Annotated in this window: 26 protein-coding genes, 2 tRNA genes and 1 other RNA gene; 9 read left to right on the top strand and 20 right to left on the bottom strand. The window is 70.4% G+C overall.

Features of this window, described 5'->3' with window-relative positions:
• The first annotated feature begins 23 nt into the window (after positions 1–23).
• From ACIA8D_RS04805 to ACIA8D_RS04795, 3 genes are all read left to right on the top strand, one after another.
• The gene (locus ACIA8D_RS04805; RefSeq protein WP_399228708.1) at positions 24–2,141 is read left to right on the top strand and encodes an ArnT family glycosyltransferase; all 2,118 of its coding nucleotides are present in this window, start codon (positions 24–26) and stop codon (positions 2,139–2,141) included.
• 113 nt (positions 2,142–2,254) lie between these two features.
• Positions 2,255–3,769, top strand: a complete 1,515-nt coding sequence (locus ACIA8D_RS04800; RefSeq protein WP_399228706.1) for an MFS transporter — start codon at positions 2,255–2,257, stop codon at positions 3,767–3,769.
• Positions 3,770–3,846: 77 nt separating this feature from the next.
• Positions 3,847–4,641: a TetR/AcrR family transcriptional regulator gene (locus tag ACIA8D_RS04795; RefSeq protein WP_399229089.1), complete on the top strand. Its 795-nt coding sequence runs from the start codon at positions 3,847–3,849 to the stop codon at positions 4,639–4,641.
• 47 nt (positions 4,642–4,688) lie between these two features.
• Here ACIA8D_RS04795 and ACIA8D_RS04790 read toward each other — a convergent pair whose 3' ends face one another.
• The 4 genes from ACIA8D_RS04790 to ACIA8D_RS04775 all read right to left on the bottom strand — a co-directional run bounded on the left by ACIA8D_RS04790 (position 4,689) and on the right by ACIA8D_RS04775 (position 9,282).
• The gene (locus ACIA8D_RS04790) at positions 4,689–5,150 is read right to left on the bottom strand and encodes a PPOX class F420-dependent oxidoreductase (protein ID WP_389283091.1); all 462 of its coding nucleotides are present in this window, start codon (positions 5,148–5,150) and stop codon (positions 4,689–4,691) included.
• A gap of 39 nt (positions 5,151–5,189) precedes the next feature.
• Positions 5,190–6,008: a YceI family protein gene (locus tag ACIA8D_RS04785; protein WP_399228703.1), complete on the bottom strand. Its 819-nt coding sequence runs from the start codon at positions 6,006–6,008 to the stop codon at positions 5,190–5,192.
• 209 nt (positions 6,009–6,217) lie between these two features.
• Positions 6,218–8,743, bottom strand: a complete 2,526-nt coding sequence (locus tag ACIA8D_RS04780; RefSeq protein WP_399228701.1) for an MFS transporter — start codon at positions 8,741–8,743, stop codon at positions 6,218–6,220.
• Positions 8,744–8,763: 20 nt separating this feature from the next.
• Positions 8,764–9,282, bottom strand: a complete 519-nt coding sequence (locus ACIA8D_RS04775; protein WP_399228699.1) for a MarR family winged helix-turn-helix transcriptional regulator — start codon at positions 9,280–9,282, stop codon at positions 8,764–8,766.
• Positions 9,283–9,479: 197 nt separating this feature from the next.
• Between ACIA8D_RS04775 and ACIA8D_RS04770 the strand changes: the two genes are divergently transcribed.
• Positions 9,480–9,686 carry a hypothetical protein gene (locus tag ACIA8D_RS04770; RefSeq protein ID WP_399228697.1) on the top strand — a complete coding sequence of 69 codons (207 nt, stop codon included), beginning with the start codon at positions 9,480–9,482 and terminating at the stop codon, positions 9,684–9,686.
• Between the two features lie 18 nt (positions 9,687–9,704).
• Here the strand turns inward: ACIA8D_RS04770 and ACIA8D_RS04765 are convergent, their stop codons facing one another.
• From ACIA8D_RS04765 to ACIA8D_RS04745, 5 genes are all read right to left on the bottom strand, one after another.
• A complete protein-coding gene (locus ACIA8D_RS04765; protein WP_399228696.1) occupies positions 9,705–10,469 on the bottom strand; it encodes a hypothetical protein in 765 nt (254 codons plus the stop codon).
• 71 nt (positions 10,470–10,540) lie between these two features.
• On the bottom strand, positions 10,541–11,479 hold the full coding sequence (locus ACIA8D_RS04760) for an RNA polymerase sigma factor SigF (RefSeq protein WP_399228695.1): 939 nt from the start codon (positions 11,477–11,479) through the stop codon (positions 10,541–10,543).
• Positions 11,480–11,726: 247 nt separating this feature from the next.
• Positions 11,727–12,551, bottom strand: a complete 825-nt coding sequence (locus tag ACIA8D_RS04755) for an RNA polymerase sigma factor SigF (RefSeq protein WP_399228692.1) — start codon at positions 12,549–12,551, stop codon at positions 11,727–11,729.
• 190 nt (positions 12,552–12,741) lie between these two features.
• Positions 12,742–13,035: a Dabb family protein gene (locus ACIA8D_RS04750; RefSeq protein WP_399228690.1), complete on the bottom strand. Its 294-nt coding sequence runs from the start codon at positions 13,033–13,035 to the stop codon at positions 12,742–12,744.
• Between the two features lie 36 nt (positions 13,036–13,071).
• Positions 13,072–13,245, bottom strand: a complete 174-nt coding sequence (locus ACIA8D_RS04745; RefSeq protein ID WP_385758742.1) for a hypothetical protein — start codon at positions 13,243–13,245, stop codon at positions 13,072–13,074.
• Positions 13,246–13,685: 440 nt separating this feature from the next.
• Between ACIA8D_RS04745 and ACIA8D_RS04740 the strand changes: the two genes are divergently transcribed.
• Complete coding sequence (locus tag ACIA8D_RS04740; RefSeq protein WP_399228688.1) at positions 13,686–13,967, top strand: hypothetical protein; 282 nt, start codon at positions 13,686–13,688, stop codon at positions 13,965–13,967.
• Between the two features lie 70 nt (positions 13,968–14,037).
• On the opposite strand, the gene ACIA8D_RS04735 is transcribed toward ACIA8D_RS04740, so the two are convergent.
• The 4 genes from ACIA8D_RS04735 to ACIA8D_RS04720 all read right to left on the bottom strand — a co-directional run bounded on the left by ACIA8D_RS04735 (position 14,038) and on the right by ACIA8D_RS04720 (position 15,662).
• A tRNA-Ser gene (locus ACIA8D_RS04735) sits at positions 14,038–14,122 on the bottom strand.
• Positions 14,123–14,132: 10 nt separating this feature from the next.
• Positions 14,133–14,591 carry a tRNA adenosine(34) deaminase TadA gene (tadA, locus tag ACIA8D_RS04730; RefSeq protein ID WP_399229087.1) on the bottom strand — a complete coding sequence of 153 codons (459 nt, stop codon included), beginning with the start codon at positions 14,589–14,591 and terminating at the stop codon, positions 14,133–14,135.
• A 97-nt stretch (positions 14,592–14,688) separates the two neighbouring features.
• On the bottom strand, positions 14,689–15,240 hold the full coding sequence (locus ACIA8D_RS04725; protein WP_399228686.1) for a hypothetical protein: 552 nt from the start codon (positions 15,238–15,240) through the stop codon (positions 14,689–14,691).
• 206 nt (positions 15,241–15,446) lie between these two features.
• Positions 15,447–15,662 carry a hypothetical protein gene (locus tag ACIA8D_RS04720; protein ID WP_399228684.1) on the bottom strand — a complete coding sequence of 72 codons (216 nt, stop codon included), beginning with the start codon at positions 15,660–15,662 and terminating at the stop codon, positions 15,447–15,449.
• A 127-nt stretch (positions 15,663–15,789) separates the two neighbouring features.
• Here ACIA8D_RS04720 and upp point away from each other — a divergent pair, with 127 nt between their 5' ends.
• Positions 15,790–16,425, top strand: a complete 636-nt coding sequence (gene upp, locus ACIA8D_RS04715; protein ID WP_399228682.1) for a uracil phosphoribosyltransferase — start codon at positions 15,790–15,792, stop codon at positions 16,423–16,425.
• 78 nt (positions 16,426–16,503) lie between these two features.
• Here the strand turns inward: upp and ACIA8D_RS04710 are convergent, their stop codons facing one another.
• The 5 genes from ACIA8D_RS04710 to ACIA8D_RS04690 form a co-directional block, all read right to left on the bottom strand.
• The gene (locus ACIA8D_RS04710) at positions 16,504–17,154 is read right to left on the bottom strand and encodes a LytR C-terminal domain-containing protein (protein ID WP_399228681.1); all 651 of its coding nucleotides are present in this window, start codon (positions 17,152–17,154) and stop codon (positions 16,504–16,506) included.
• A gap of 137 nt (positions 17,155–17,291) precedes the next feature.
• Complete coding sequence (locus tag ACIA8D_RS04705) at positions 17,292–17,588, bottom strand: type II toxin-antitoxin system VapB family antitoxin (protein WP_003955420.1); 297 nt, start codon at positions 17,586–17,588, stop codon at positions 17,292–17,294.
• Between the two features lie 244 nt (positions 17,589–17,832).
• On the bottom strand, positions 17,833–17,970 hold the full coding sequence (locus ACIA8D_RS04700) for a hypothetical protein (protein WP_399228679.1): 138 nt from the start codon (positions 17,968–17,970) through the stop codon (positions 17,833–17,835).
• A 64-nt stretch (positions 17,971–18,034) separates the two neighbouring features.
• The gene (locus tag ACIA8D_RS04695; protein WP_399228678.1) at positions 18,035–18,379 is read right to left on the bottom strand and encodes a hypothetical protein; all 345 of its coding nucleotides are present in this window, start codon (positions 18,377–18,379) and stop codon (positions 18,035–18,037) included.
• Between the two features lie 181 nt (positions 18,380–18,560).
• Positions 18,561–19,160, bottom strand: a complete 600-nt coding sequence (locus ACIA8D_RS04690) for an HhH-GPD-type base excision DNA repair protein (RefSeq protein ID WP_399229086.1) — start codon at positions 19,158–19,160, stop codon at positions 18,561–18,563.
• Positions 19,161–19,287: 127 nt separating this feature from the next.
• Here ACIA8D_RS04690 and ACIA8D_RS04685 point away from each other — a divergent pair, with 127 nt between their 5' ends.
• Positions 19,288–19,629, top strand: a complete 342-nt coding sequence (locus ACIA8D_RS04685; protein ID WP_399228675.1) for a cupin — start codon at positions 19,288–19,290, stop codon at positions 19,627–19,629.
• A 78-nt stretch (positions 19,630–19,707) separates the two neighbouring features.
• Positions 19,708–21,609 (top strand): propionyl-CoA synthetase, encoded by a 1,902-nt coding sequence (locus ACIA8D_RS04680; RefSeq protein ID WP_399228672.1) that lies wholly within the window; start codon positions 19,708–19,710, stop codon positions 21,607–21,609.
• Here the strand turns inward: ACIA8D_RS04680 and ACIA8D_RS04675 are convergent.
• Together ACIA8D_RS04675 and ACIA8D_RS04670 are read right to left on the bottom strand one after the other, a co-directional pair.
• A complete protein-coding gene (locus ACIA8D_RS04675) occupies positions 21,586–22,275 on the bottom strand; it encodes a sensor domain-containing protein (RefSeq protein ID WP_399228671.1) in 690 nt (229 codons plus the stop codon). The genes ACIA8D_RS04680 and ACIA8D_RS04675 overlap by 24 nt on opposite strands.
• Before the next feature lie 156 nt (positions 22,276–22,431).
• Positions 22,432–22,516, bottom strand: a tRNA-Ser gene (locus ACIA8D_RS04670).
• A gap of 133 nt (positions 22,517–22,649) precedes the next feature.
• Between ACIA8D_RS04670 and ffs the strand changes: the two genes are divergently transcribed.
• Positions 22,650–22,748, top strand: an RNA gene (ffs, locus tag ACIA8D_RS04665) — signal recognition particle sRNA small type.
• Positions 22,749–22,802 lie beyond the last annotated feature (54 nt).

Raw genomic sequence — 22,802 nt, 5'->3', positions numbered from 1 at the left:
GAAACCGACTCCGGGACCCAGCGATGACCACAGACGTCCGACCCACGTACGACGTCGCCGCCGACACCGCTTCGGGGGCGACGCCCGAGCGGCCCGAGAACCCGCGCTGGGCCCGCCCGGCCTTCCTCGCGATGCTCCTCGTGATCGCGGCCGCCTACTTCTGGAACCTCTCCGCGTCCGGCTACGCCAACTCCTTCTACTCGGCGGCGGCGCAGGCGGGCAGCGAGAGCTGGAAGGCGTTCTTCTTCGGCTCGTCCGACGCGGCGAACGCGATCACCGTCGACAAGCCGCCGGCCGCGCTGTGGCCGATGGGCCTGTCGGTGCGGCTCTTCGGCCTCAACTCCTGGGCGATCCTCGCCCCGCAGGTGCTGATGGCGGTGGCCACGGCCGGGGTGCTGTACGCGGCCGTACGCCGCCGGTTCGGCGCCGCCGCGGGCCTGATCGCCATGGTGGTGCTCGCGACGACCCCGGTCGCCGCGCTGATGTTCCGCTTCAACAACCCGGACGCGCTGCTCGCGCTCCTGATGACCGTCACGGTCCACTGCGTGCTGCGCGCGATGGAGCACGGCCGTACGAAGTGGCTGGTCTGGGCGGGCGTCGCTGTCGGCCTCGCGTTCCTCACCAAGACCCTTCAGGCCTTCCTGGTCCTGCCGCCGCTGGCCGTCCTCTACGCGGTGTTCGCGCCGGTCCGGGTACGCAAGCGGTTCGGTCAACTCGCCCTGTCCGCCCTGGCGATGGTCGTCGCGGGCGGCTGGTGGGTGGCGATCGTCGAGCTGTGGCCCGCGTCCTCGCGGCCGTACATCGGTGGCTCCCAGAACAACTCGTTCCTTGAACTGACCTTCGGCTACAACGGCCTCGGCCGCATCAACGGCGACGAGACCGGCTCGGTCGGCGGCGGTGGCGGCGGCGTGGGCGGCGGCACCGGGCAGTGGGGCGAGACCGGCCTCACCCGGATGTTCAACTCCGAGATCGGCGGCCAGATCTCGTGGCTGATCCCCGCCGCGCTGATCCTGTTCGTCGCGGGCGTGATCCTGACGTGGAAGGCCCGGCGCACGGACCTGACGCGCGCCGCGTTCCTCGCGTGGGGCGGCTCGCTGCTGATGACCGGCCTGGTCTTCAGCTTGATGGCGGGCATCTTCCACCAGTACTACACGGTGGCCCTGGCCCCGTATCTCGCGGCGGTCGTCGGCATGGGCGCGGTCGCGCTGTGGGAGCGGCGGGCGCGGGTGGCCTGGTCGGTGACGCTCGGCGCCGCGGTCGTGGCGTCGGCGGTGTGGGCGTACGTGCTGCTCGGCCGGACCGCGGACTATCTGCCGTGGCTGCGGTGGGCCGTGCTGGTCGGCGGCCTCGTGGCGGGCCTCGGCCTCGCCCTCGCGGGCCGGCTGAACCGTCGACTGGCGCTCGGTGCGGCGGGGTTGGGCCTCGCCGTGTCCCTTGCGGCCCCGACCGCGTACACCGTCTCTACGCTGAACACCGGGCACACCGGGTCGATCGTGACGGCGGGTCCCTCCGGGGCGAGCATGATGGGCGGCCCCGGTGGGGGCGGCGGCAAGGGCGGCTTCCCGGGCGGCGGCGGAATGCCGGGCCAGAAGGGCAAGACCGGCGGTCAGAACGGCCAGAACGGTCAGAACCGCCAGGGCGGGGGCATGCCTCGGCCTCCGACCGGCGGCGGCGCCAACGCCAAGGGCGGCTTCCCCGGCGGCGGCATGCCCGGCCAGAACCACCAGAACCAGAAGGCCGGCGGCAAGGCAGGCGGAAAGGCCGGAGGCGGTGGCGGCATGGGCGGCCTCCTCAACGGCGCCCAGGTCAGCAGCAAGGCCAAGAAGCTCCTCCAGCAGAACGCGGACGACTACACCTGGGTCGCGGCCACCATCGGCTCGCAGAACCAGTCCAGCTACCAACTGGCCACCGGATCCCCGGTCATGGCGATCGGCGGCTTCAACGGCACCGACCCGTCCCCGACGCTCGCCCAGTTCAAGCAGTACGTGGCGGACGGAAAGATCCACTACTTCATCGGCGGCGGATCCGCCGGGTCCGGCAGCTCCGGCAGCTCGTCGAAGATCACGAAGTGGGTCGCGGCCAACTTCACGAAGGTGACGGTCGGCAGCAGCACGTTCTACGACCTGTCGCAGGCCAAGTAGACGGGCCGACCAGCCGACCGGCCGACCGGCCGAGAAAGTCGGTTGTACGCCGTACAGCCAACCCTCTACGGTGTATGAGACGCACCCGTCCCGTACACCGTAGAGGAGTACCCATGGCGCCCACGGCCGACCCGGCCATCGAGGCACCCAAGGCCGCGTCCGGCGGCCACCCCCAGCGCTGGATCATCCTCGGCGTCATCTGCCTCGCCCAGCTGACCGTGCTGCTCGACAACACCGTGCTGAACGTCGCGATCCCCTCCCTCACCCGGGAGCTGGACGCCTCGACGTCCGACATCCAGTGGGTGATCAGCGCCTACTCACTCGTCCAGTCGGGCCTGCTGCTCACCGCGGGCAGCAGCTCCGACCGCTACGGCCGCAAGAAGATGCTCGCGGCCGGACTCGCGATCTTCGGAGTGGGCTCGCTCGTCGCCGGACTCGCCGGGACCACCGGCCAGTTGATCGCCGCGCGGGCCGGCATGGGCATCGGCGGGGCGCTGCTCATGACCTCCACGCTCGCCGTGGTCGTGCAGATCTTCAGCGACTCCGAGCGCGTGAAGGCGATCGGCCTGTGGGCCACCGTCAACTCGCTCGGCTTCGCCGTCGGCCCGCTGCTCGGCGGCGTGATGCTCGACCACTTCTGGTGGGGCTCGATCTTCCTCATCAACATCCCGGTCGCGGTCATCGGCCTGGTCGCCGTCATCGCCCTGGTGCCCGAGTCGAAGAACCCCCAGGGCGACCGCCCCGACCTGCTCGGCGCGCTGCTCTCGACGATCGGCATGACCGGTGTCGTCTACGCGATCATCTCGGGCCCCGACGACGGCTGGACGTCCACGCCCACGCTGACCTCGGCCGCGATCGGTGTGCTCTTCATGGCCGCGTTCGTGACATGGGAGCTGCGGATCCCGTATCCGATGCTCGACATGCACTTCTTCCGCAACCAGAAGTTCACGGGCGCGGTGACCGGCGCGATCCTCGTCGCGTTCGGCATGGGCGGCTCGCTGTTCCTGCTCACCCAGCACCTCCAGTTCGTGCTCGGGTACGGGCCGTTGGAGGCCGGTCTGCACACCGCGCCGCTCGCGCTCACCGTCGTCGCGCTCAATCTGACCGGCGTCGGCGCGCGGCTCCTGCCGAAGATGGGCACGCCGCTCGTCATCGCGACGGGCATGACGTGCATGGCGGCGGGGCTCGCGGCGATCGCCCTGCTGGGCGGGGACGGATACGGCGGCATGCTGCTCGGCCTGGTGGTCATGGGCGCGGGCATCGCCTTCGCCATGCCGGCCATGGCCAACGCCATCATGAGCGCGATCCCGCCGGAGAAGGCGGGCGTCGGCGCGGGCGTCAACGGCACGCTCGCGGAGTTCGGCAACGGGCTCGGCGTCGCGGTGCTCGGCGCGGTCCTCAACGCCCGGTTCGGCGCGCTCGTCGCGGTGTCCGCGGCGTCCTTCCCCGCGGCGCTCGCGGCGGCGGGCTCGGCGGGCGAGCGGGCCCGGATCAGCGACGCGTTCGCCTCCGGCCTGGAGACGAGTCAACTGGTCGGCGCGGTCGCCGTGCTCACGGGCGGCCTGCTCGCGGCGGCGTTGCTGCGCAGGGCGGAACGGGCAGAATCGGCGGCGGTGACTTCCGCTTAGCATCGGTGCGGGCGGGGAGCGGTCCTGTGCGCAGGCCCGCCCCGCCCGCGTACGAGGAACTCCTGGGAAGGAACGCCATGGCGAAGGCAGCGCGGATGAGCGTCTGGCTCGAGGACACGGATGGCGCCGCGGAGCCCAGGCCCAGAGCGTCGCGCGGCCGGCGGGCCGAGCAGCCCAACGGCCTCGACCGGGAGCGGATCACCGAGGCGACGGTGCGGCTCCTGGACGCGGAGGGGCTCGCGAAGTTCTCGATGCGGCGCCTGGCGGGCGAGCTGGGCGTCACCGCGATGTCCGTCTACTGGTACGTCGACACCAAGGACGACCTCCTCGAACTTGCCCTCGACCAGGCCTTCGGCGAGCTGGAGATCCCGGACACGGACGCGGCGGAGCTGCCGGACTGGCAGACGCAGCTGCGCGAACTGGCCGCGACGTACCGCGCGTTGCTGGTCCGGCATCCGTGGATCTCGCCGCTCGTCGGCAATTTCCTCAACGTCGGCCCGAAGTCGCTGCTGTTCTCGCGCGCGGTGCAGCGGGTGATCGCCCGCACGGGCCTCTCGCTGCCGCAGCAGCGCGGGGCGGTCGCGTCCGTCTTCCAGTTCGTCTACGGGTACGGGACCGTCGAGGGCCACTTCCGGCAGCGTTGCGCCGAGGTCGGGCTCACGCAGGACGAGTACTTCCACAAGGCGATGGCGGCCTTCTCCGTCCCGGAGGAGATGGCGGACGACTTTCAGCACGCCGAGCGGATGATGGAGGCGGTGGAGGAGGGGGGCGACGTGGACGCGATGCGGGACATGGACTTCGAGGTCGCCCTCGACCTCCAGATCGCGGGCATCGAGTCCTTGGTGGCGAAATCAAGCCCCGCCGGCGATTGAGGCGCGGGGTCCGGGGCGGAGCCCCGCGGCCGTAACGCCGTTACGGGTCAAGCCAACCGCGCCGGGAACCCACCCGTCGCCACCGGACCCCACTTCTCCGGCGTCACACGAATAATCGACTTCCCCTGCTTGACCATCGCCTCGCGGTACTCGTCCCAATCCGGATGCTCCCCCGAAATGCACCGGAAGTACTCGACGAGCGCCTCGACGGAGTCGGGCGAGTCGATGACCTCCGCCGCCCCGTCGACCTGCACCCACGGCCCGTTCCACTCGTCGCTGAGCACGACGAGACTGACCCGCGGATCCCGCTTCGCGTTCCGCGTCTTGGCCCGCTCCGGGTACGTGGAAACAACAATCCGCCCGTCGCCGTCGACCCCGCAGGTCAGTGGTGAGGCCTGCGGGGACCCGTCGGCGCGGGCGGTGATGAGGAGGGCGCGGTGCCGGGGACGTACGAAGTCGAGCAACTCGTCCAGTGACACACGGGTGTTGGTCGCGATGTTCGGAGCCATGCTTCGCAGCCTAACCCCGGCCACCGACACCCGCCGGTGTCACATCTGCGGCAGCGCGTCGCCCTGTACGGCCTGGATGTCGAGCTCGACCTTCAGCGTCGCGCCGATCGCCGCGATGCCGGCCTGCACGACCTGGTTGTAGTTCATCGCGAAGTCCTCGCGCTTCAGTTCGGCCGTCGCCTTGAACGCCGCGCGGGTGCCGCCCCACGGGTCGGCGCCGGTGCCCAGGTAGCTGAGGTCGAGGTCGACCTCACGGGCCACGCCGTGCAGGCTCAGCTGGCCGTGCACGGTCCACCGGTCGGTGCCCGCGGGCTCGATCCAGGTCGACTTGTAGGTGATCTCCGGGTACGTCTCGACGTCCAGGAAGTCCGGGGACTTCAGGTGGCCGTCGCGCATGCCGTTGCCGGTGTCGATGGACGCCGCGTTGATGACGGCCTCGACCCGCGACTTCTCGACGTCCTGCGCTATGTCGATGCGCGCCGAGAAGTCGGTGAACCGGCCGTGCACCGAGGTGATCCCGAGGTGCTGGGCGGTCGCCGCGATCGTCGAGTGCATCGGGTCGACCATCCAGGGCCCGGGCGGCGGCAGCTCGGCCCCGCCCTGCCGGTGCAGCACGATGCTGCCCACGTCGGCCCGGCCGCTCGCCGTCACCATCGCGGTGGAGGCGGCCGGGGCGTAGCCGACGGCGGTCACGATCACCGTGTAGGGACCGGGCGCAAGGGTGGCCGGGTCGTGCACGGCGCCCTCGTCATCGGCCTCGGCCCGCAGCACCTGCGAGCCGGTCATGTCGGTCACCGTGACGACGGCGTGCGGCAGGGCCCACCCGTCCCGCGTGCGGATCCGCGCGCTCAGTCCCATGCTTTTGCTCTCCTAGCTCAAGTTCATACGTACGCAGGGCGGCTGGTCATTGCTCCCCCTGCGTGGACGGGCCCCGGTCGGCACTGCGTCTCGGCCGTCCCCTGCCGATTGGCGACGCCGCCGGGTCCGGGGCCCATTCTCACAACCGGGCCTGTGTGGTCCGCGTCCGCTCAAAGCGCGAACCACACCTTCAGGTGGCCCGGGGCCTGTTACTCGCCGGGGTGGGCGAGTTCGATGTCGTGGCCGTCGACGCCGCTGCCGTTCACGCTGAGGCCGGTGGCCACCGGCGGGTAGCCGGTCGCGATCACGGTGTACTCGCCGCCGTCCAGGTCGGTGAAGGCGTACGCGCCGTCCTCACCGGTGGTGGCGGTGGCGACCACGTTGCCCGCGGCGTCCACCAGCGTGACCCGCGCGTCGTTCAGCGCGCGGCCCGCGGCCCGGACGGTGCCCTGGACCTGGGAGCCGGAGTGCAGGTCGATCTCGACGCGGGTGACACCGGAGCCGGTGACCTCGACGGGCAGCGCGGTGGGGCGGTGCCCCGGCGCGTTCACGGCGATGGTGATCGGGCCGGGAACCAGCTCGGCGAAGGTGAACTCGCCGCCCGGTCCCGACTGACCCGTGGCGAGCACGTCGCCGCGGACGTCGGTGACGATGACCATGGCCCCGGCGACCGGCGCCTTGGTCTCGCTGGCCCGCACCACACCGGTGAGACCGCTGGTCCCGCTGAGCAGGATGTCGTACGTGACGGCTTCCTCGCCCACCAGGACGGTGGAGGCCTGCGGCTGGTAGCCGTCGGCCGAGGCGATCAGGACGTAGGAGCCGGCGCCGGGGGCGTCGACCGCGTACGAACCGTCGCCCTGGGCCACGGCGCGGCCCAGCTGCCGGCCGCCGAGGGAGATCAGGGTGACCGCGGCGCGCGGCACCGGGGCGGACTCGGCGCCGCGGACGAAACCGCGGACCGGGGTGCCGCCGCCGACGGGCGCGTCGCCACCGGCGGAGGCGACGGTGGCCAGCCGCTGGGTCTGGGTGTCGGCCGCGGGCTGACCCGCACCGACCAGGCTCGGCACCTGCTCCGGCGTGGGAACGGCGGCGGCAGCAGCGGCCTGGGCCGGGGCGGCGGCCGGGGCCGTATCGCCCTGTGCGGCCTGTTCGAGGGCTCCGGTCGTACGCAGGGGAACCTCCTTGATGAAGATGGTGAAGACGAATGCCAGGAACGCGATCGGCGCGGCGTACAGGAAGATGTCGGCGATGCCGCTTCCGTACGCGGCCTCCAGCCAGTTGCGGATCGGGCCGGGCAGCACGGACATGTCCGGCAGCTGACCGCCGGCCATCGTCTTTCCTGCCGCCTGCTGCTCCTGCGGGCTGAGCGAACCGATGGTGTCCGTGGCGTGGTGGCTGATGCGGGTGGTCATCACGGAGCCGAGCGCCGAGACGCCGATCGTGCCGCCGAGGGACCGGAAGAAGGTCACCATCGAGGAGGCGGAACCGAGGTCCTGGGGGGCGACCTGGTTCTGCGTGCTCAGCACGAGGTTCTGCATCATCATGCCGACGCCGAGACCGAGCAGCGCCATCCAGATGGCGACGCGCCAGTACGGGGTGTCGTACTCGATGGTGCCGAGCAGACCCAGACCCGCGGTCAGGAACAGACCGCCGGCGACGAGCCAGGCCTTCCACTTGCCGGTCCGGGTGATGATCTGGCCGGAGACGGTGGAGGAGATGAAGAGTCCACCGATCATCGGGATCGTCATGACACCCGACATCGTGGGCGTCTTGCCGCGCGCCAGCTGGAAGTACTGCGAGAAGTACACGGTGCCCGCGAACATCGCGACACCGACGAACAGCGAGGCGAGCGAGGCGAGCGTGATGGTGCGGTTCTTGAAGAGGCGCAGCGGGATGATCGGCTCGCTGGCCTTGGACTCGACGAGCGTGAAGATCAGCGCCAGCACGATCGCGCCGCCGACCATCGTGTAGGTCTGCCACGACAGCCAGTCGTACTTGTCGTCGGCGAAGGTGACCCAGATGAGGAGCAGGCAGACCGAGGCGGTGATGAAGAAGGCGCCGGCCCAGTCGACCTTGACCTTCCGCTTGAGCACCGGCAGGTGCAGGGTCTTCTGCAGCACGATCAGGGCGATCAGCGCGAAGGGCACACCGACGAAGAGGCAGTAGCGCCAGCCGAGCCAGTCGGTGTCGGTGATGACACCGCCGAGCAGCGGGCCACCGACGGTCGCGACCGCGAACGTGGCACCGAGGTAACCGGAGTAACGACCGCGCTCACGCGGGGAGATCATCGCGGCCATGATGATCTGCGCCAGGGCGGACAGACCACCGGCGCCGATGCCCTGGATGGCACGGGCGGTGATCAGCATCCCCGGGTTCTGCGCGAGACCGGCGACGACCGAGCCCACCACGTAGACGATCAGGGCTATCTGGACCAGGGCCTTCTTGCTGAACAGGTCCGCCATCTTGCCCCACAGGGGCGTGGTGGCGGTCATGGCGAGCAGCGAGGCCGTGACGACCCAGGTGTAGGCGGACTGGCCGCCGCCCAGGTCACCAATGATCTTGGGAAGGGCGTTGGTGACGATCGTCGACGAGACGATGGCGGCGAACATGCCGAGCAGCAGCCCGGACAGCGCCTCCATGACCTGCCGGTGCGACATGGGGGCACCCGCTTCGGGGGCGGCCCCTGAATGCTTGGGATGGCTGCCCCGCACACCGGACGGTGTGGTTGTTGCCATGGGATTCCTTTTCTTACGTCTTACGCGGGTGTACGGGTGGTGAGCTGAGCGGTCGACTCGGTGGTCGGCTCAGTGGCGGCCTGCGGAACCGTCGTTCGGGACCCCGTCGTGCGGCAGTCGCCGAAGCTGTCGCGCAGTCGCGTCATGAGGGCGATCAACTGATCGACCTCGTCGTCGGACCAGTCGCTCAGCCGGTCGGCGAGCAGTTGGGTGCTCAGTTCGTTGAGCACCTCCAGCTGCTTCAAGCCCTTTTCGGTGAGGCTGAGGATGCGCGAACGTTTGTCGGCGGGGTCGGGACGACGCTCGATCCAGTCGCGGTCCACCACGTGTGCCACGTGCCGGCTGGCCACGGACACGTCCACGGCGAGCAGCTCGGCCATGCGGCTCATCCGCATGTCTCCGTAGCGCTTGAGCAGGGTGAGTACGGCGGCCGAACCGGTCGGGCAGTCGTGCGGCATGATCCGCGCCATGTCCCTCTTGACGGCTCCGAAGGCGCTCATCTGTCGCGCCAGCTCGTCGTAGTGACGTTGTGCGGCCACGGCACCTCCTGACCAGAAGATCTTTATTTGTTGCTTAGGGCAACCATAGAAGCAGTTGGTTGCCACAGGCAAACGAAAGAGGGTGATCGCGGATAAAATCGCGGCAAAGATCGAGTGCAAATCAGTAAAGCCGCAGCTCAAGTGGCATGCGCTGGGACTGTGGCGCCGTTCACGGCAATTCGCTAGGGTCCTGCCCCATGGCTAACAACCCCCAAGGCCCCGGCCCCCAGGGCAATAACGACCCCGCGGGCAACACCCAGATGTTCCGCGCCTTCGTCGACGAGCAGCCGCCCGCGCGTCAGCAGGCCGCCGCCGCGAAGTCCGGACCCAGCGCAGGCCTGATCATCGGCATCGTGCTCGCGATCGTCGTGGTGGCGGGCGTGGCCTGGCTGGCGCTCAAGTAGCCGCTGCCCGGCGGCAGTTCACTTCCAGTCGACGTCGACGTCCTTGGTCTCGAGGCGCATGCCGAGCGGTACGCGCCACGAGTCGACGCACACGGTCCACGTCTTCCGCTTCTTCTCCCCGGCCCCGATGGGCACGGGGAGCTTCTTCTTGACGTCGATGGTCGCCCAGTCGATGCCCAGGGCGCCCATCACATGCGTCTCGAAGGTCGCGGTGCCCGAACGCACCGCGCTGCCACCGGAGTTGTGCAGGGTCAGCGTCACGTCCTGACACCAGCGCTTGTCGGCCTTCTTGAACTCCGGCTCGCCGACCTTGAGCGCGGCGGGGCCCGCGGGGGACGGCGAGGGGGCGGCGCTCTTGCCGGGGTCGGTGCTCCCGGAGTCCCGGGCGCTGCCGGAGTCGCCGGAGGGCTTGTCCGCGCCGGACGGTGTGCCGCCGGCGGCAGGGGTCTCGCCGGGGAGGTCGTCGGCCGCGGGGAGACCGCCCGCGTCCGTACCGGTGTCGGCACCGCCCGCCTTGCCCGCCGCACCCTTCCCCGGTGCCTTCGGGGCGCCCGGGGCATCCGCCTCGGGGGAGTCCAGCGGGACGAGCTCCACCTTGCCGGTGGGCGCGACCCGGTCGCCCGGCTTCATGGGCGCCGCTCCCGCCGCGCCCACGGCCACGTACGCATCGGGTCCGTCGCCACCGTCGAGGGCGGCGACGGCGCCCGCGCTCACGCACACCGCGGTGACCGAAGCGGCACCGACGGCGAGCTTCCTGTGACCGAGCAACCAAGTCCGCAGCATCGCGCCAGTGTGTCTGACGCTCCGTCAAATCGGAACCCCGCGAACCCGGTCGAACGGACCAGCCGGCGCCGTCAGTCGGCGATCAGGCCCTCGCGCAGCTGCGACAGCGTCCGCGTGAGCAGCCGGGACACGTGCATCTGCGAGATGCCGACCTCTTCGCCGATCTGCGACTGCGTCATGTTCGCGAAGAACCGGAGCATGATGATCTGGCGCTCCCTCGGCGGCAGCTTGGCGAGCAGCGGCTTGAGCGACTCGCGGTACTCGACGCCCTCGAGCGCCGTGTCCTCGTAGCCGAGCCGGTCCGCGAGGGAGCCCTCGCCGCCGTCGTCCTCGGGCGCGGGCGAGTCCAGGGAGGACGCGGTGTACGCGTTGCCCACCGCGAGGCCGTCGACCACGTCCTCCTCGGAGACGCCGAGCACCGCGGCGAGCTCCGGGACGGTGGGCGAGCGGTCCAGCTTCTGCGCGAGCTCGTCGCTGGCCTTGGTCAGGGCGAGCCGCAGCTCCTGGAGGCGGCGCGGCACCCGCACCGACCACGAGGTGTCCCGGAAGAACCGCTTGATCTCGCCGACCACCGTCGGCATCGCGAACGTCGGGAACTCCACGCCCCGTTCGCAGTCGAAACGGTCGATCGCCTTGATCAGACCGATCGTGCCGACCTGGACGATGTCCTCCATCGGCTCGTTGCGACTGCGGAACCGGGCGGCCGCGTAGCGCACCAGCGGCAGGTTCAGCTCGATCAGGGTGTCGCGGACGTACGCCCGCTCCGGGCTGTGCTCGTCGAGCGTGGCAAGACGCAGGAACAGGGAGCGGGACAGGGTGCGGGTGTCGATGGACCCGCTCACCGGAGGTGTCACGGACACTTCGGGGCTCTCGGTGGCCTGGGTCGGCACCGAGGCGGGAACAGGAGCGTCGATCAGCGCGGCAGGCGTCTGCTCGCTCAGGTCATCGGTCGCGGCGGGCGCGCCGGGCGTGAGCGTGAGCACCTTCGAGCTGCCCTGGTCTGCGGACATGCCACCCCCTTGAGGTCGCGGACGGTCGCGGCGGACGCTCCCGTCAGGTAAGAGCGCAGCCTCCACCTGAATACCGGACGAGGGGCTGCGCCAAACGCCGTTCCAGCAGAATGTCACATGTCGGCAACACGCTGTAGTGACATGTCGACATGTAAGGGATGGATCGGTGCAGGAAGCAGGGGGTGTGGCGGGAGTTGGCGCGGATTCCCGCGGGAAATGCCCCGAGGGCCTTGTCTACCCGTTCGAGCTAGGCTTCGATCCTGTTTGCGGACCGAAGTCGAGCGAAGCTCCGGGCGAGGAGCCTTGACACGTGCATCTGCGAGACACCCAGTTCCGCACTGATCTGAGATTGCGTCAGATTGCTGTAGTAGCGGAGCAAAAGGATGCGCTGCTCGCGCTCGGGCAGCTGTACGAGGAGGTGGCGCACGAGATCGCGGTGCTCGACGCCGTCCAGCTCCGGGTCCTCGTAGCCGAGCCGGTCGAGCAGGCCCGGCATCCCGTCGCCCTCCTGCGCCGCCTCCAGGGACGTCGCGTGGTACGAGCGGCCCGCCTCGATGCAGGCGAGCACCTCGTCCTCGCCGATCCGCAGCCGCTCGGCGATCTCGCCGGTGGTCGGGGAGCGCCCGAAGGCGGTCGTCAGGTCCTCGGTCGCGCTGTTCACCTGGACCCACAGCTCGTGGAGGCGGCGCGGCACGTGCACGGTGCGGACGTTGTCGCGGAAGTACCGCTTGATCTCGCCGACGACCGTGGGCATCGCGAAGGTCGGGAACTGGACGCCGCGGTCCGGGTCGAACCGGTCGATGGCGTTGATCAGCCCGATCGTGCCGACCTGGACGACGTCCTCCATCGGCTCGTTGCGGCTGCGGAAGCGGGCCGCCGCGTAGCGCACCAGCGGCAGATTCGCCTCGATCAGGGCGCCGCGCACCCGGGAGTGCTCGGGGCTGCCCGGCGGGAGGTCCTTGATCTGCGCGAAGAGCACCTGGGTCAGCGCGCGGGCGTCGGCGCCACGGCTCTTCGGGGGCGTGGGCGGTGCTTCTTGAGGCGCAGTACTGGCCGGCACGGTCAACTCCACCTCTGTTTCCGTCAACTCATCGGTCAAAAGCGGTCATAGCATCACAAGACATGTGCACTGTGTGCAAGCACCGCATAACTCCGTGTTGAAGGCCCAGTTGGGGGCATGGACGGTGGTCCAGGACGCGCGAAAGCCCCTCACCGTTCCGGTGAGAGGCTCCTCGAACGTGTTGACGGTCCGGGCGGGTTGCTCAGAACTCGTAGTCCGCGATCACCCACGTGGCGAACTCGCGCCACAGTGCGACGCCCTCCTGGTGCGCGGGGTGCTCGATGTACCGCTTCAGTGCGTCGGTGTCCTCGACGGCCGAGTTGATCGCGAAGTCGTAGGCGATCGGCCGGTCGGTGATGTTCCAGTCGCACTCCCAGAACTTCAGCTCGGGGATCTTCCCGCCCAGCGCGCGGAAGGCCTCGACGCCCTCGGCCACGCGCGGTTCGTCACGGCTCACGCCGTCGTTGAGCTTGAAGAGGACCAGATGGCGGATCACGGGTGCTCCCTGGGGACGCTGGCGGGTGGCTTGCGGCTACTTCCCGCCGTTGACGACCCAGGTCATGAAGTCGCCTATGGATTGGGCGGCGGACGATACGCCCTCGAACCCTATCTGGACGTAGTCGGCGGCCTTGGAGGGATCGGTGATGATCACGTAGAGCACGAAGACCACCCCGACGAAGAGCGCGACCTTCTTCGACTGCACCACGTTTGCCTCCCCGTACCCGTGTCCGATCCCCGCCGGCCCCTGTCGGCCGGCGGCGAGTCTAACGCGGACGATCACCGACGCGACCTTTAAGGACCAACGGCCTGCGGTCATGGGTCCTTTGCCGACGTCACGCACCCCCGCAAAGGGGCAGGATTGGTGATGAGCCCGGAGGGTCTGGCAGGAATCCGAAGGGCAGGGACGGCACCCGACTGCGGGGTCCGCGACGCAGCTTCCCCCCGAAGCGGCGCGGACTACGGGAGTCCGTCCTCATCGGGGGGAGTGGTTTGTCCCCCCGATGCCACTCCCCCCGACCCGAGCGGGACGTGAAGCTCCGGCACCTTTCGACAGGTGTCGGAGCTTTTCCGTGTCCGTCCCTTCCCCACCGTGCCGGGAGAGGATCATGGGGTCGTCCACAGGACGAGTGCAGGGAGTACATCCCCATGGCCAACCAGGCCCAGGTCCTCGGAAGAGGAGTCACCACGGGTGCGGAGAGCTTCTGGTACATCCTCGGGTGCATCTCGTTCGGAGCCGCCTATTTCGCGAAGATTCCTTCGAAGAAGGCCCTGAGCGAGTACGGGCTCTGCGAGATGACCAGTGCCGAGAAGTTCTGGTACGTGCTGCAGAACATCTGCTTCGGCTCCGGGTACCTGGCCAAGGTCCCCGTGAAGAAGGCGCTGTCCGAGGTCCGCTTCGGAGACGGTCGGCCGCCGCAGGCCGGCTGAGTACCGCCGGGCACAGCGAGCCGGGCAAAGCGAAGGGGCGGATCCTGGTCGGATCCGCCCCTTCGAACGGCGGTAGCGGAGGGATTTGAACCCTCGGAGAGTTTCCCCTCACTCGCTTTCGAGGCGAGCTCCTTCGGCCGCTCGGACACGCTACCGAGAGGAACTCTAGCCCATGGTGGGCCGTGGTCCGAAATCGGTATCTCTGAAGAAGCGGACGAGGGGACCGGCGCACTCCTCGGCGAGAACTTCGGAGATCACTTCGGGCCTGTGGTTGAGCCGTCGGTCGCGGATCACGTCCCACAGCGAACCGGCCGCGCCCGCCTTCTCGTCACGCGCCCCGTACACGACCCGGTCGACGCGGGACTGCACGAGCGCGCCCGCGCACATGGTGCACGGCTCCAGGGTGACGACGAGCGTGCAGCCGGTCAGCCGCCATTCGCCCACTTGCTGTGCCGCCCTGCGCAGCGCCAGCACTTCCGCGTGCGCGGTCGGGTCCCCCGTCAGCTCCCGCTCGTTGTGCGCCCGCGCGAGCACGGTGGTCCCGTCCGGCGCGAGCACGACGGCGCCGACGGGCACGTCACCGCCCGCTGCGGCGAGCCCGGCCTCGGCCAGGGCCTGCCGCATCGGCGGCTTCCAGGGATCTCGTACGGGATCGGGAACGGGTTCGGGTTCGGGAGCGGCGTCGGAGGGTGTCACGGCGAGGAATCTATCCCCGCGGCGGTCAGCGCACCGTCTCGAGGACCTCCGATGCGCCCAGGGCGTCGGCGATCTCGCTCAGCGCGTCCGACCCGTCGAGCGTGAGCAGATCCTTCTCGGCGACTCCCAGGTCGGCCAGGACCCCGCTGTCGCCGAGCGGGCCGGGCGGCACCACCTCGGCTCCGGCGTCCTCGTCATCGTCGGAGGCGTCCTCGCCGTCCTCCGTCCCGTCCAGATCCAGGGCGTCCAGTTCGTCGATGACGCCGGCGTCCGAACCGTCCGGAGCCTTGCCGAGCAGTTCGTCGGTGAGCAGGATCTCGCCGTAGCTGCTGCGGGCGGCAGCGGCCGCGTCGGAGACGTAGATGCGAGGGTCCTCCTCGCCGTCAATGCGGACGACGCCGAACCAGGCGTCCTCTTGTTCGATGAAGACGAGGATCGTGTCGTCCTCGGCGCCGGCCTCGGCCGCCGCCTCGCGGGCCAGGTCGGACAGGTCCGACAGGGTCTCCACGTCGTCGAGCTCTGTGTCGCTCGCTTCCCACCCGTCTTCGGTGCGCGCGAGCAGTGCGGCGAAGTACACCGTGACTCTCCCACTGGTCTCAGGTGTGCCGGTCGGGAATCCCCCCGGCGGGGTTGTGGAGGCGGGGATCGCAGTTCACGCCCCGCCCACTCGGAATCGTGGCAGAAAGTCCGGCTCCAAGAGAGGTCTTCCGCGCGCTGTGTTCGTGGCGCGTCCTCCGCGGCGCCCCGTGGAACGGGGATCAGGGGCGGATTTGGCGGGGCCCGTCACCAGCGAAACGTGCGCATCCGCATCTGGTGTCGCATCCGCGCGGCCCGGGCGCGGCGCGGCTGGACCCTGGCGCGCAGCTCCCGCGCCTCCGTCAGCTCGCGCAGGAACAGGGCGCGCCTGCGCCTGCGCTCGGCGTCGCTCTCCTCGTCGGGCCCGGGCCCGGCAGCCTCCGGCTCCCGCTCGGGCCGCTCCCGGCGCTTCTCGTCCGCCATCGCCACACCACCCCAGTCCGCCCAGTCGGCGCCAGTCGGCGAGTCCCTTCCACCTTCCCTCCGCACCGGCCGTTGATGCCACCGCGCGGGGGAGCCGCGGCCCTGTGGCCCGGTTACTGTTGAGGACATGCGGATCCACGTCGTCGACCACCCTTTGGTGGCGCACAAGCTCACCACGCTGCGCGACCAGCGCACCGACTCCCCGACCTTCCGGCGCCTGGCCGACGAGCTGGTCACCCTGCTCGCCTATGAGGCGACCCGGGACGTGCGCACAGAGCAGGTCGACATCGACACCCCCGTCTCGCGGACGACCGGCGTCAAGCTGTCGCACCCGCGCCCGCTGGTGGTGCCGATCCTGCGCGCGGGCCTCGGCATGCTCGACGGCATGGTGCGCCTCCTGCCGACCGCCGAGGTGGGCTTCCTCGGCATGGTGCGCAACGAGGAGACCTTGCAGCCCGCGACGTACGCGACGCGGATGCCGGACGACCTCTCCGGCCGCCAGGTCTACGTCCTGGACCCGATGCTGGCCACGGGCGGCACGCTCGTCGCGGCGATCCAGGAACTGATCAAGCGGGGCGCCGACGACGTCACGGCCGTGGTACTGCTCGCCGCCCCCGAGGGCGTCGAGATCATGGAGCGCGAGCTGGCCGGCACGCCGGTCACCGTCGTGACGGCCTCGGTCGACGAGCGGCTCAACGAGCACGGGTACATCGTCCCGGGCCTCGGCGACGCCGGGGACCGGATGTACGGGGTCGCCGAGTAGCCGTTCCCGTACGCAGTACGGGAACGGAGAAAGCCGCGGACGCGCCGTCCGCGGCTTTTTCGCGCTACGGGGTCCGGGTCAGCAGCCCGCGCCGGAGGCCGAGGGCTTCGGCTTCGGGTGGTTCAGCGCCGACAGCGCCTTGTCGGCGGCCGGCTTCTTCGTGAGCTTCTTGAAGCCGGAGCCGATGATCAGGTCGACCTCGGCCGGCTTCGTGCGCTTGTCGGCCTTCAGCTCGGCGCCGGTCAGCTGCGTGCCGAGGACGGGCAGCGCGGCTTCGGTGGCCGCCGAGGCGCCGAGCAGTATGCCGGGGCCCTTGACCTTCTTGTCGTACGCCTTCGTGGCGTTGCCCACGTCACCGATCTTGAAGCCGCGCTTCTTCAGCTCGTCCGCGGTGTCCTTGGCCAGTCCGCCGCGGGCCGTGGCGTTCAGTACGTTCACGGTGATCTGGGAGGGCTTCGGCAGCTTCTGGGCCGCCTTGCCGGGCGAGGGCGACGCGCTGGGCCGCTTCTCGCACGCGCCGGACTTCGCCCCCGCGGCGCTGGCCTTGTCACCCCCCGTGAAGACGTCGACCAGCTGGAACGAGCCCCAGCCGATCAGCCCGATCGCGGCGACGGACGCGACGACCGCGAGCACCAGCCTGTTGCGCGGGCGCCCGCGCCGCATGCGGGGGTATTTGTCCCCTGTGATGCGGTACTTGCCGCCCATGCCGGGTGGAGTGAGCATGCTCATGGGCGCAGCGTAATCCTGTGCGGCGACGATGCCTATTAAATGATCACGGTCAGTCGCTCAGTCCAACCCAAAAGGGTCAATACGTCCTGAGGCGGCGTCAGTCGTGCGGCGCGGCCGGCCGAGGTCGTGCGGCGCCGTCAGCCCAGTTCGAGCACGCGCGCGTGCAGCACCTGGCGCTGCTGGAGCGCGGCGCGCACGGCGCGGTGCAGGCCGTCCTCCAGGTAGAGATCGCCCTGCCACTTCACGACGTGCGCGAAGAGGTCGCCGTAGAACGTCGAGTCCTCGGCGAGCAGGGTCTCCAGATCGAGCTGGCCCTTGGTCGTCACCAGCTGATCGAGGCGGACCGGGCGCGGCGCGACGTCCGCCCACTGCCGGGTGCTTTCCCGGCCGTGGTCGGGGTACGGCCGGCCGTTTCCGATGCGCTTGAAGATCACACGGAAAGCCTACCGGGCAAGGCTCTCCGGGCGCAGCCATGGGGACTCGGTACACAGCCTGGAAATACCGTCCTTAACCGGCTCCAACCGGGGCCAGTCGAGTCACCCACAGGGGCCTGAAATGAGTGGCGCCGTGGGTGAGTTGACGGAAAACAGGCGTGCTCGTGGCTCTTCCGGGGTAGTTGCTCGCGCCTTGTTGACGCACGGTTCCCCGCGTCCCGTGCGGGGGCGCGGGGAACGGGCCTCAGCGGTCGCGCTTCTTGCCCGGCGTCCGCCGGTCCCGCGAGGTGGTCGGGGGCGTCTTCTCCGTGGCGGCGCGTTCGCCGCGGGCGGCTTCGGCGCGCATCAGGGCGCGCAGGAGCGCGTAGGGGTCCTTGGGCATGTGAGTGCTGCCGTCCTTTGTGAAGTCGTGCGTGCGTGCGAACGGAACGTGGGTGATGGACCCGTCAGCAGCGCAGGACGACGGTGCGCAGGGCGCGCCGGGACGGCGGCGTGGGGTGCGTCGTGGTGTCGGGGCGCGCGGCCGGCAGGGGGCGCGGCGGGACGCACGGGGGCGGTGCGGTGAGGAGCCGGACGGGATGGCCCGTCGGCAGCCGGAGGGCCTCCTCGGAGGCGTCCCGGGTCCCCTCGCCCGGCTCGCAGGAGGAGGAGGCGGCGGGCGGTGGCGCCGTGGCGGCCGTGGCGGGGGCGGCGGCGAGCGGCGCGAACAGCAGGGCGAGCACCATCAGGAGCGCGCGCACCAGGACCGGGACACGGGGGCCCGGGACCGGGGCGGACGCGGCGGCGCTCATGCTCCGTCATCTGCCCGCCACCGGCCACGACGTGATCCGCGGAGCCGCAGATCCGCTCTCATGGGTTACCGACCCGGCACCCGGCTGACACCGAGCAAGCCCCGCCGGCGATTGAGGCGCGGGTTCCGGGGCAGAGCCCCGCGACGCCCACCACGGCTCAGCCGAGGCCCGCCCGGTCCCGCTACTTGGCGGCCTTCGCCGCCTTCTCCGCCTTCGCGGCGGCCTTCATCTCCTGCTTGTGGGCGCGCACCTTGGTGAGGGACTCGGGGCCGGTGATGTCGGCCACCGAGCGGAACGCCTTCGGTTCGCCGTACGCGCCCGCCGCCTCGCGCCAGCCCGTCGGCCGCACGCCGAGCTGTTTGCCCAGCAGGGCCAGGAAGATCTGGGCCTTCTGCTTGCCGAAGCCGGGCAGCTCGTTCAGCCGCTTCAGCACCTCCTTGCCGGTGCCGACGCCCTCCCACACGGCGGCGGCGTCCCCGTCGTAGTGGTCGACGAGGTACTGGCACAGCTGCTGCACCCGCTTGGCCATGGAGCCGGGATAGCGGTGCACGGCCGGCTTCTCGGAGAGCAGCGCGGCGAAGGCCTCGGGGTCATGGGCGGCGATCTCGTACGCGTCGAGGTCGTCGACGTTCAGACGCGTGGCGATGGTGCGCGGGCCCGCGAACGCCCACTCCATGGGCACCTGCTGGTCGAGCAGCATCCCGACGAGCGCGGCGAGCGGGCTGCGGCCGAGGAGTTCGTCGGCGGCGGGATCCTGGGCGAGGTGGAGGGTCACGTCCATACGGCTCATACGTCGATGATCGCGCCGCGCCGTCCCGGTCGCCACGCCGGGGTCCCCGCCCCTCGCGCGGCCACGATCGGGCGCCACCGCGTCGCACAGGGCAGCCGTCCGAGGTAACTCTGACGTCATGACTTCCACGACGCCCGCCCCGTACGATCTCGCGGCCCTCGCCGACGACCATCTGACCGCGGCCCGCAAGGCCGAGCACGGCCGCAGCGCCGAACTCCTGATCAAGGAGGACCCGCTGCTGCGGCAGAGCGTGATCGCCCTGACCGAGGGCAGCAACCTGGAGGAGCACAACGCGCCGCCCGCGGCCACCCTCCAAGTGCTGCGCGGCCGCGTCCGCCTCACCGCGGTCTCCGGGGACGTCACGCTCACGCAGGGCCAGCTGCACCCGATCCCGCAGGAGCGGCACGGACTCCTCGCGCTGACGGACGCGGCGGTGCTGTTGACGGCGGTCACCGCCTGACCTGATCGTGTTCCCGTCGCCACGGGAGCCCTGTTGACGGGGCTCCGCGGTTCGGGTTCTGCGCAAAGGAGTGCGGGCATGCCGTCGTACGAGGAAGTCTTCCGAGCGAGCACCGAGGACCCCGAGGGCTTCTGGCTCACGGCGGCCCGCGCGATCGACTGGGACACGCCCCCGACCCGGGCCCTGGACTCCTCTCGGGCCCCCTTCCACCGCTGGTTCCCCGACGGCGAGCTGAACGTCTGCCACAACGCCCTCGACCGCCATGTGGCGGCGGGCCGCGGCGCTCAGGCCGCGCTCGTGTACGACTCCCCGGTGACCGGCACCACACGCACGTACACCTACGAGGAGCTGACCGATCAGGTCGCCCGCTTCGCGGGTGTGCTGACCGGTCTCGGCGTGACCCGTGGCGACCGGGTCGTCCTCTATATGCCGATGGTCCCGGAGGCCGTCGTCGCGATGCTCGCCTGCGCGCGGATCGGGGCTGTGCATTCGGTCGTCTTCGGCGGATTCGCGGCGAACGAGCTGGCGGTGCGGATCGACGACGCGGCCCCGAAGGTCGTCGTGTCGGCGTCCTGCGGCATCGAGGGCTCGCGGGTCGTCCCGTACAAGCCGCTCCTCGACCAGGCGGTGGACCTGTCGGAGCACAAGCCGGACGCCTGCGTGATCCTGCGACGCCCCGAGGGGCCGGGCGAACCGACGCCGGGCCGGGACGTGGACTGGGCGGAGGCGATGAGGGACGCACAGCCCGTGCCCTGCGTCCCGATGGCGGCGACGGACCCGCTGTACATCCTCTACACGTCCGGAACGACCGGAAAGCCCAAGGGAGTCGTCCGCGACTGCGGCGGCTACGCGGTGGCACTGCGCTGGTCCATGGAGGCCGTGTACGACGTGGGCCCCGGCGAGACCATGTTCACCGCGTCCGACGTGGGCTGGGTCGTCGGCCACTCGTACATCGTGTACGCCCCGCTCCTCGCCGGCGCCACGACCGTCCTCTACGAGGGGAAGCCGGTCGGCACCCCGGACGCGGGCCAGTTCTGGCGGGTGGCGCAGGAGTACGGCGTGAAGACCCTGTTCACCGCACCCACCGCATTCCGGGCGATCAAGAAGGTCGACCCGGAAGGGGAGTTCACGCGCGCGTACGACCTCAGTGCGCTGAAGTACCTGTTCCTCGCAGGGGAGCGGCTCGACCCGGAGACGTATCACTGGGCGAGCGAGCTGCTCGGCATCCCGGTGATCGACCACTGGTGGCAGACCGAGACGGGCTGGCCGATCGTCGCGAACCCGGTGGGCATCGAGGCCGCCCCGGTGAAGGCGGGCTCCCCGACGTTCCCGCTGCCGGGCTGGGACGTGCGCGTCGTGAACGGCGACGGCAAGCCGGTGCCGCCCGGCGAGGACGGCGCGATCGTGGTCCGCCTCCCGATGCCGCCCGGCTCCCTGCCCACCCTCTGGAACGACGACGAGCGCTTCGTCTCCTCGTACCTCTCCGCCTTCGACGGTTACTACCTGACCGGCGACGGCGGGCACGTGGACGAGGACGGCTACGTGTTCGTGATGGGGCGCACCGACGACGTCATCAACGTGGCCGGGCACCGCCTGTCGACGGGCGGCATGGAGGAGGTCCTCGCCTCCCACCCGGACGTCGCCGAATGCGCGGTCATCGGCGTCGCGGACTCCCTCAAAGGCCAGGTGCCGCGCGGCTTCGTGGTCCTGAAGGCGGGCGTCGCGTCGGACCCCGCGGTGGTCGAGGCGGAACTCGTCCAGCTCGTACGGGACCGGATCGGCGCCGTCGCGTCCCTGAAGGAGGTCGCCGTGGTGGCGGCCCTCCCCAAGACCCGCTCCGGCAAGATCCTGCGCCGCACGATGCGCGGCATCGCCGACGGTCTGGACGAACCAGTGCCGTCGACGGTGGACGACGTATCGGTCCTGGACGCCCTGCGCCAGGTCCTCACGCGGGGGTCAGCGGCGCGCGCCGAGCAGTGAGCGGATCGCGACGCGGTCGAGGTTCGTCAGCGCGCGCACCAACTGCGGCGTCAGGAAGACGAGAACGAACCCGACGGCCGAGACCGCGGCGATCTGGGCGGGCGACTCGATGTAGTACGCGTGGTGCACACCGGCGTCGGTCGTGAAGTCGTAGAGCCGGTAGCCGGGCCAGTCCAGGTAGCGGTGGAAGACCCAGGAGTAGGCCGGGAAGAGCGCGACCACCCACCCCGTGACCAGGAAGGTCACCGACAGGACGAAGGACAGCACGCGCCACGGGAACATCACCGTGTGGAAGAGCAGCGCCTTCCATCCCGCGGCGTCGGCGAGCCGCCCGCGCAGACCGGGGGCGGGCGCCTCGGGCGCCGCCACGTCCAGCCCGAGCAGGGTCCGCGCGCGGCCCCGCTCGGCCGCGCCGAGACCGCGCGCGCCGGCCAGCGCCGCCGCGAGGACCGGCAGCCCGACCCACACGACGAGCGTGCCCACGCCCAGGGAGAACAGCGTCACGGCGAAGACGAACCCGGCGATCGCGACCGGGAGCGACGTGATCGTGTGCCCGATCTCGCGATGGGTGACACCGGAGAACGGAGCGCGCCAGAACCCCGGGCGGGCCGTGGCCCGCGGTGCGGTGGGGGTCGTGCTCGCGTAGGACAGCGTGGTCGAGGTCATGCCACAAGCGTCGCGATTCGACGGCTCCGGGGACATGGGGCTGCGGGGTGTCTTGGGGGTGGGGTTATCCCCAGGGGGCGTCCACCCGGCCCTCCCTGAACCGGAGGGGAAAAGACGAAGGCCCGAACCGATCACTCGGTCCGGGCCTTCCGCCTGCGGAGGATACGAGATTCGAACTCGTGAGGGGTTGCCCCCAACACGCTTTCCAAGCGTGCGCCCTAGGCCACTAGGCGAATCCTCCGCCGCAAACAATACAAGACGCTGAAGGGTGCTCGCGACCACGTTGATGATCAAGGTGGTCGACGGACCGGTCGGCCGATCCGAGGGGCGGACCTCCGGGTTCTTTCCACCCCGGGGGATCGGGTACTGTTGGCGTCAGCCCCTCACGTGGCGCTATCTGACTGAACTCCCCCAGGGCCGGAAGGCAGCAAGGGTAAGTCGGCTCTGGCGGGTGCGTGGGGGGCGTTTACGTTTCCGGTGCGGCCGGCGATACCCGTGGGCGGGTCCGGTTGTCAGTGCGCGCCTAT

This window comes from Streptomyces sp. NPDC051684 (assembly GCF_044453445.1).
Lineage (GTDB): Bacteria > Actinomycetota > Actinomycetes > Streptomycetales > Streptomycetaceae > Streptomyces.
Note: the sequence above shows the minus strand (reverse complement) of the source record. Positions and strands in the feature narration are given on the sequence as shown.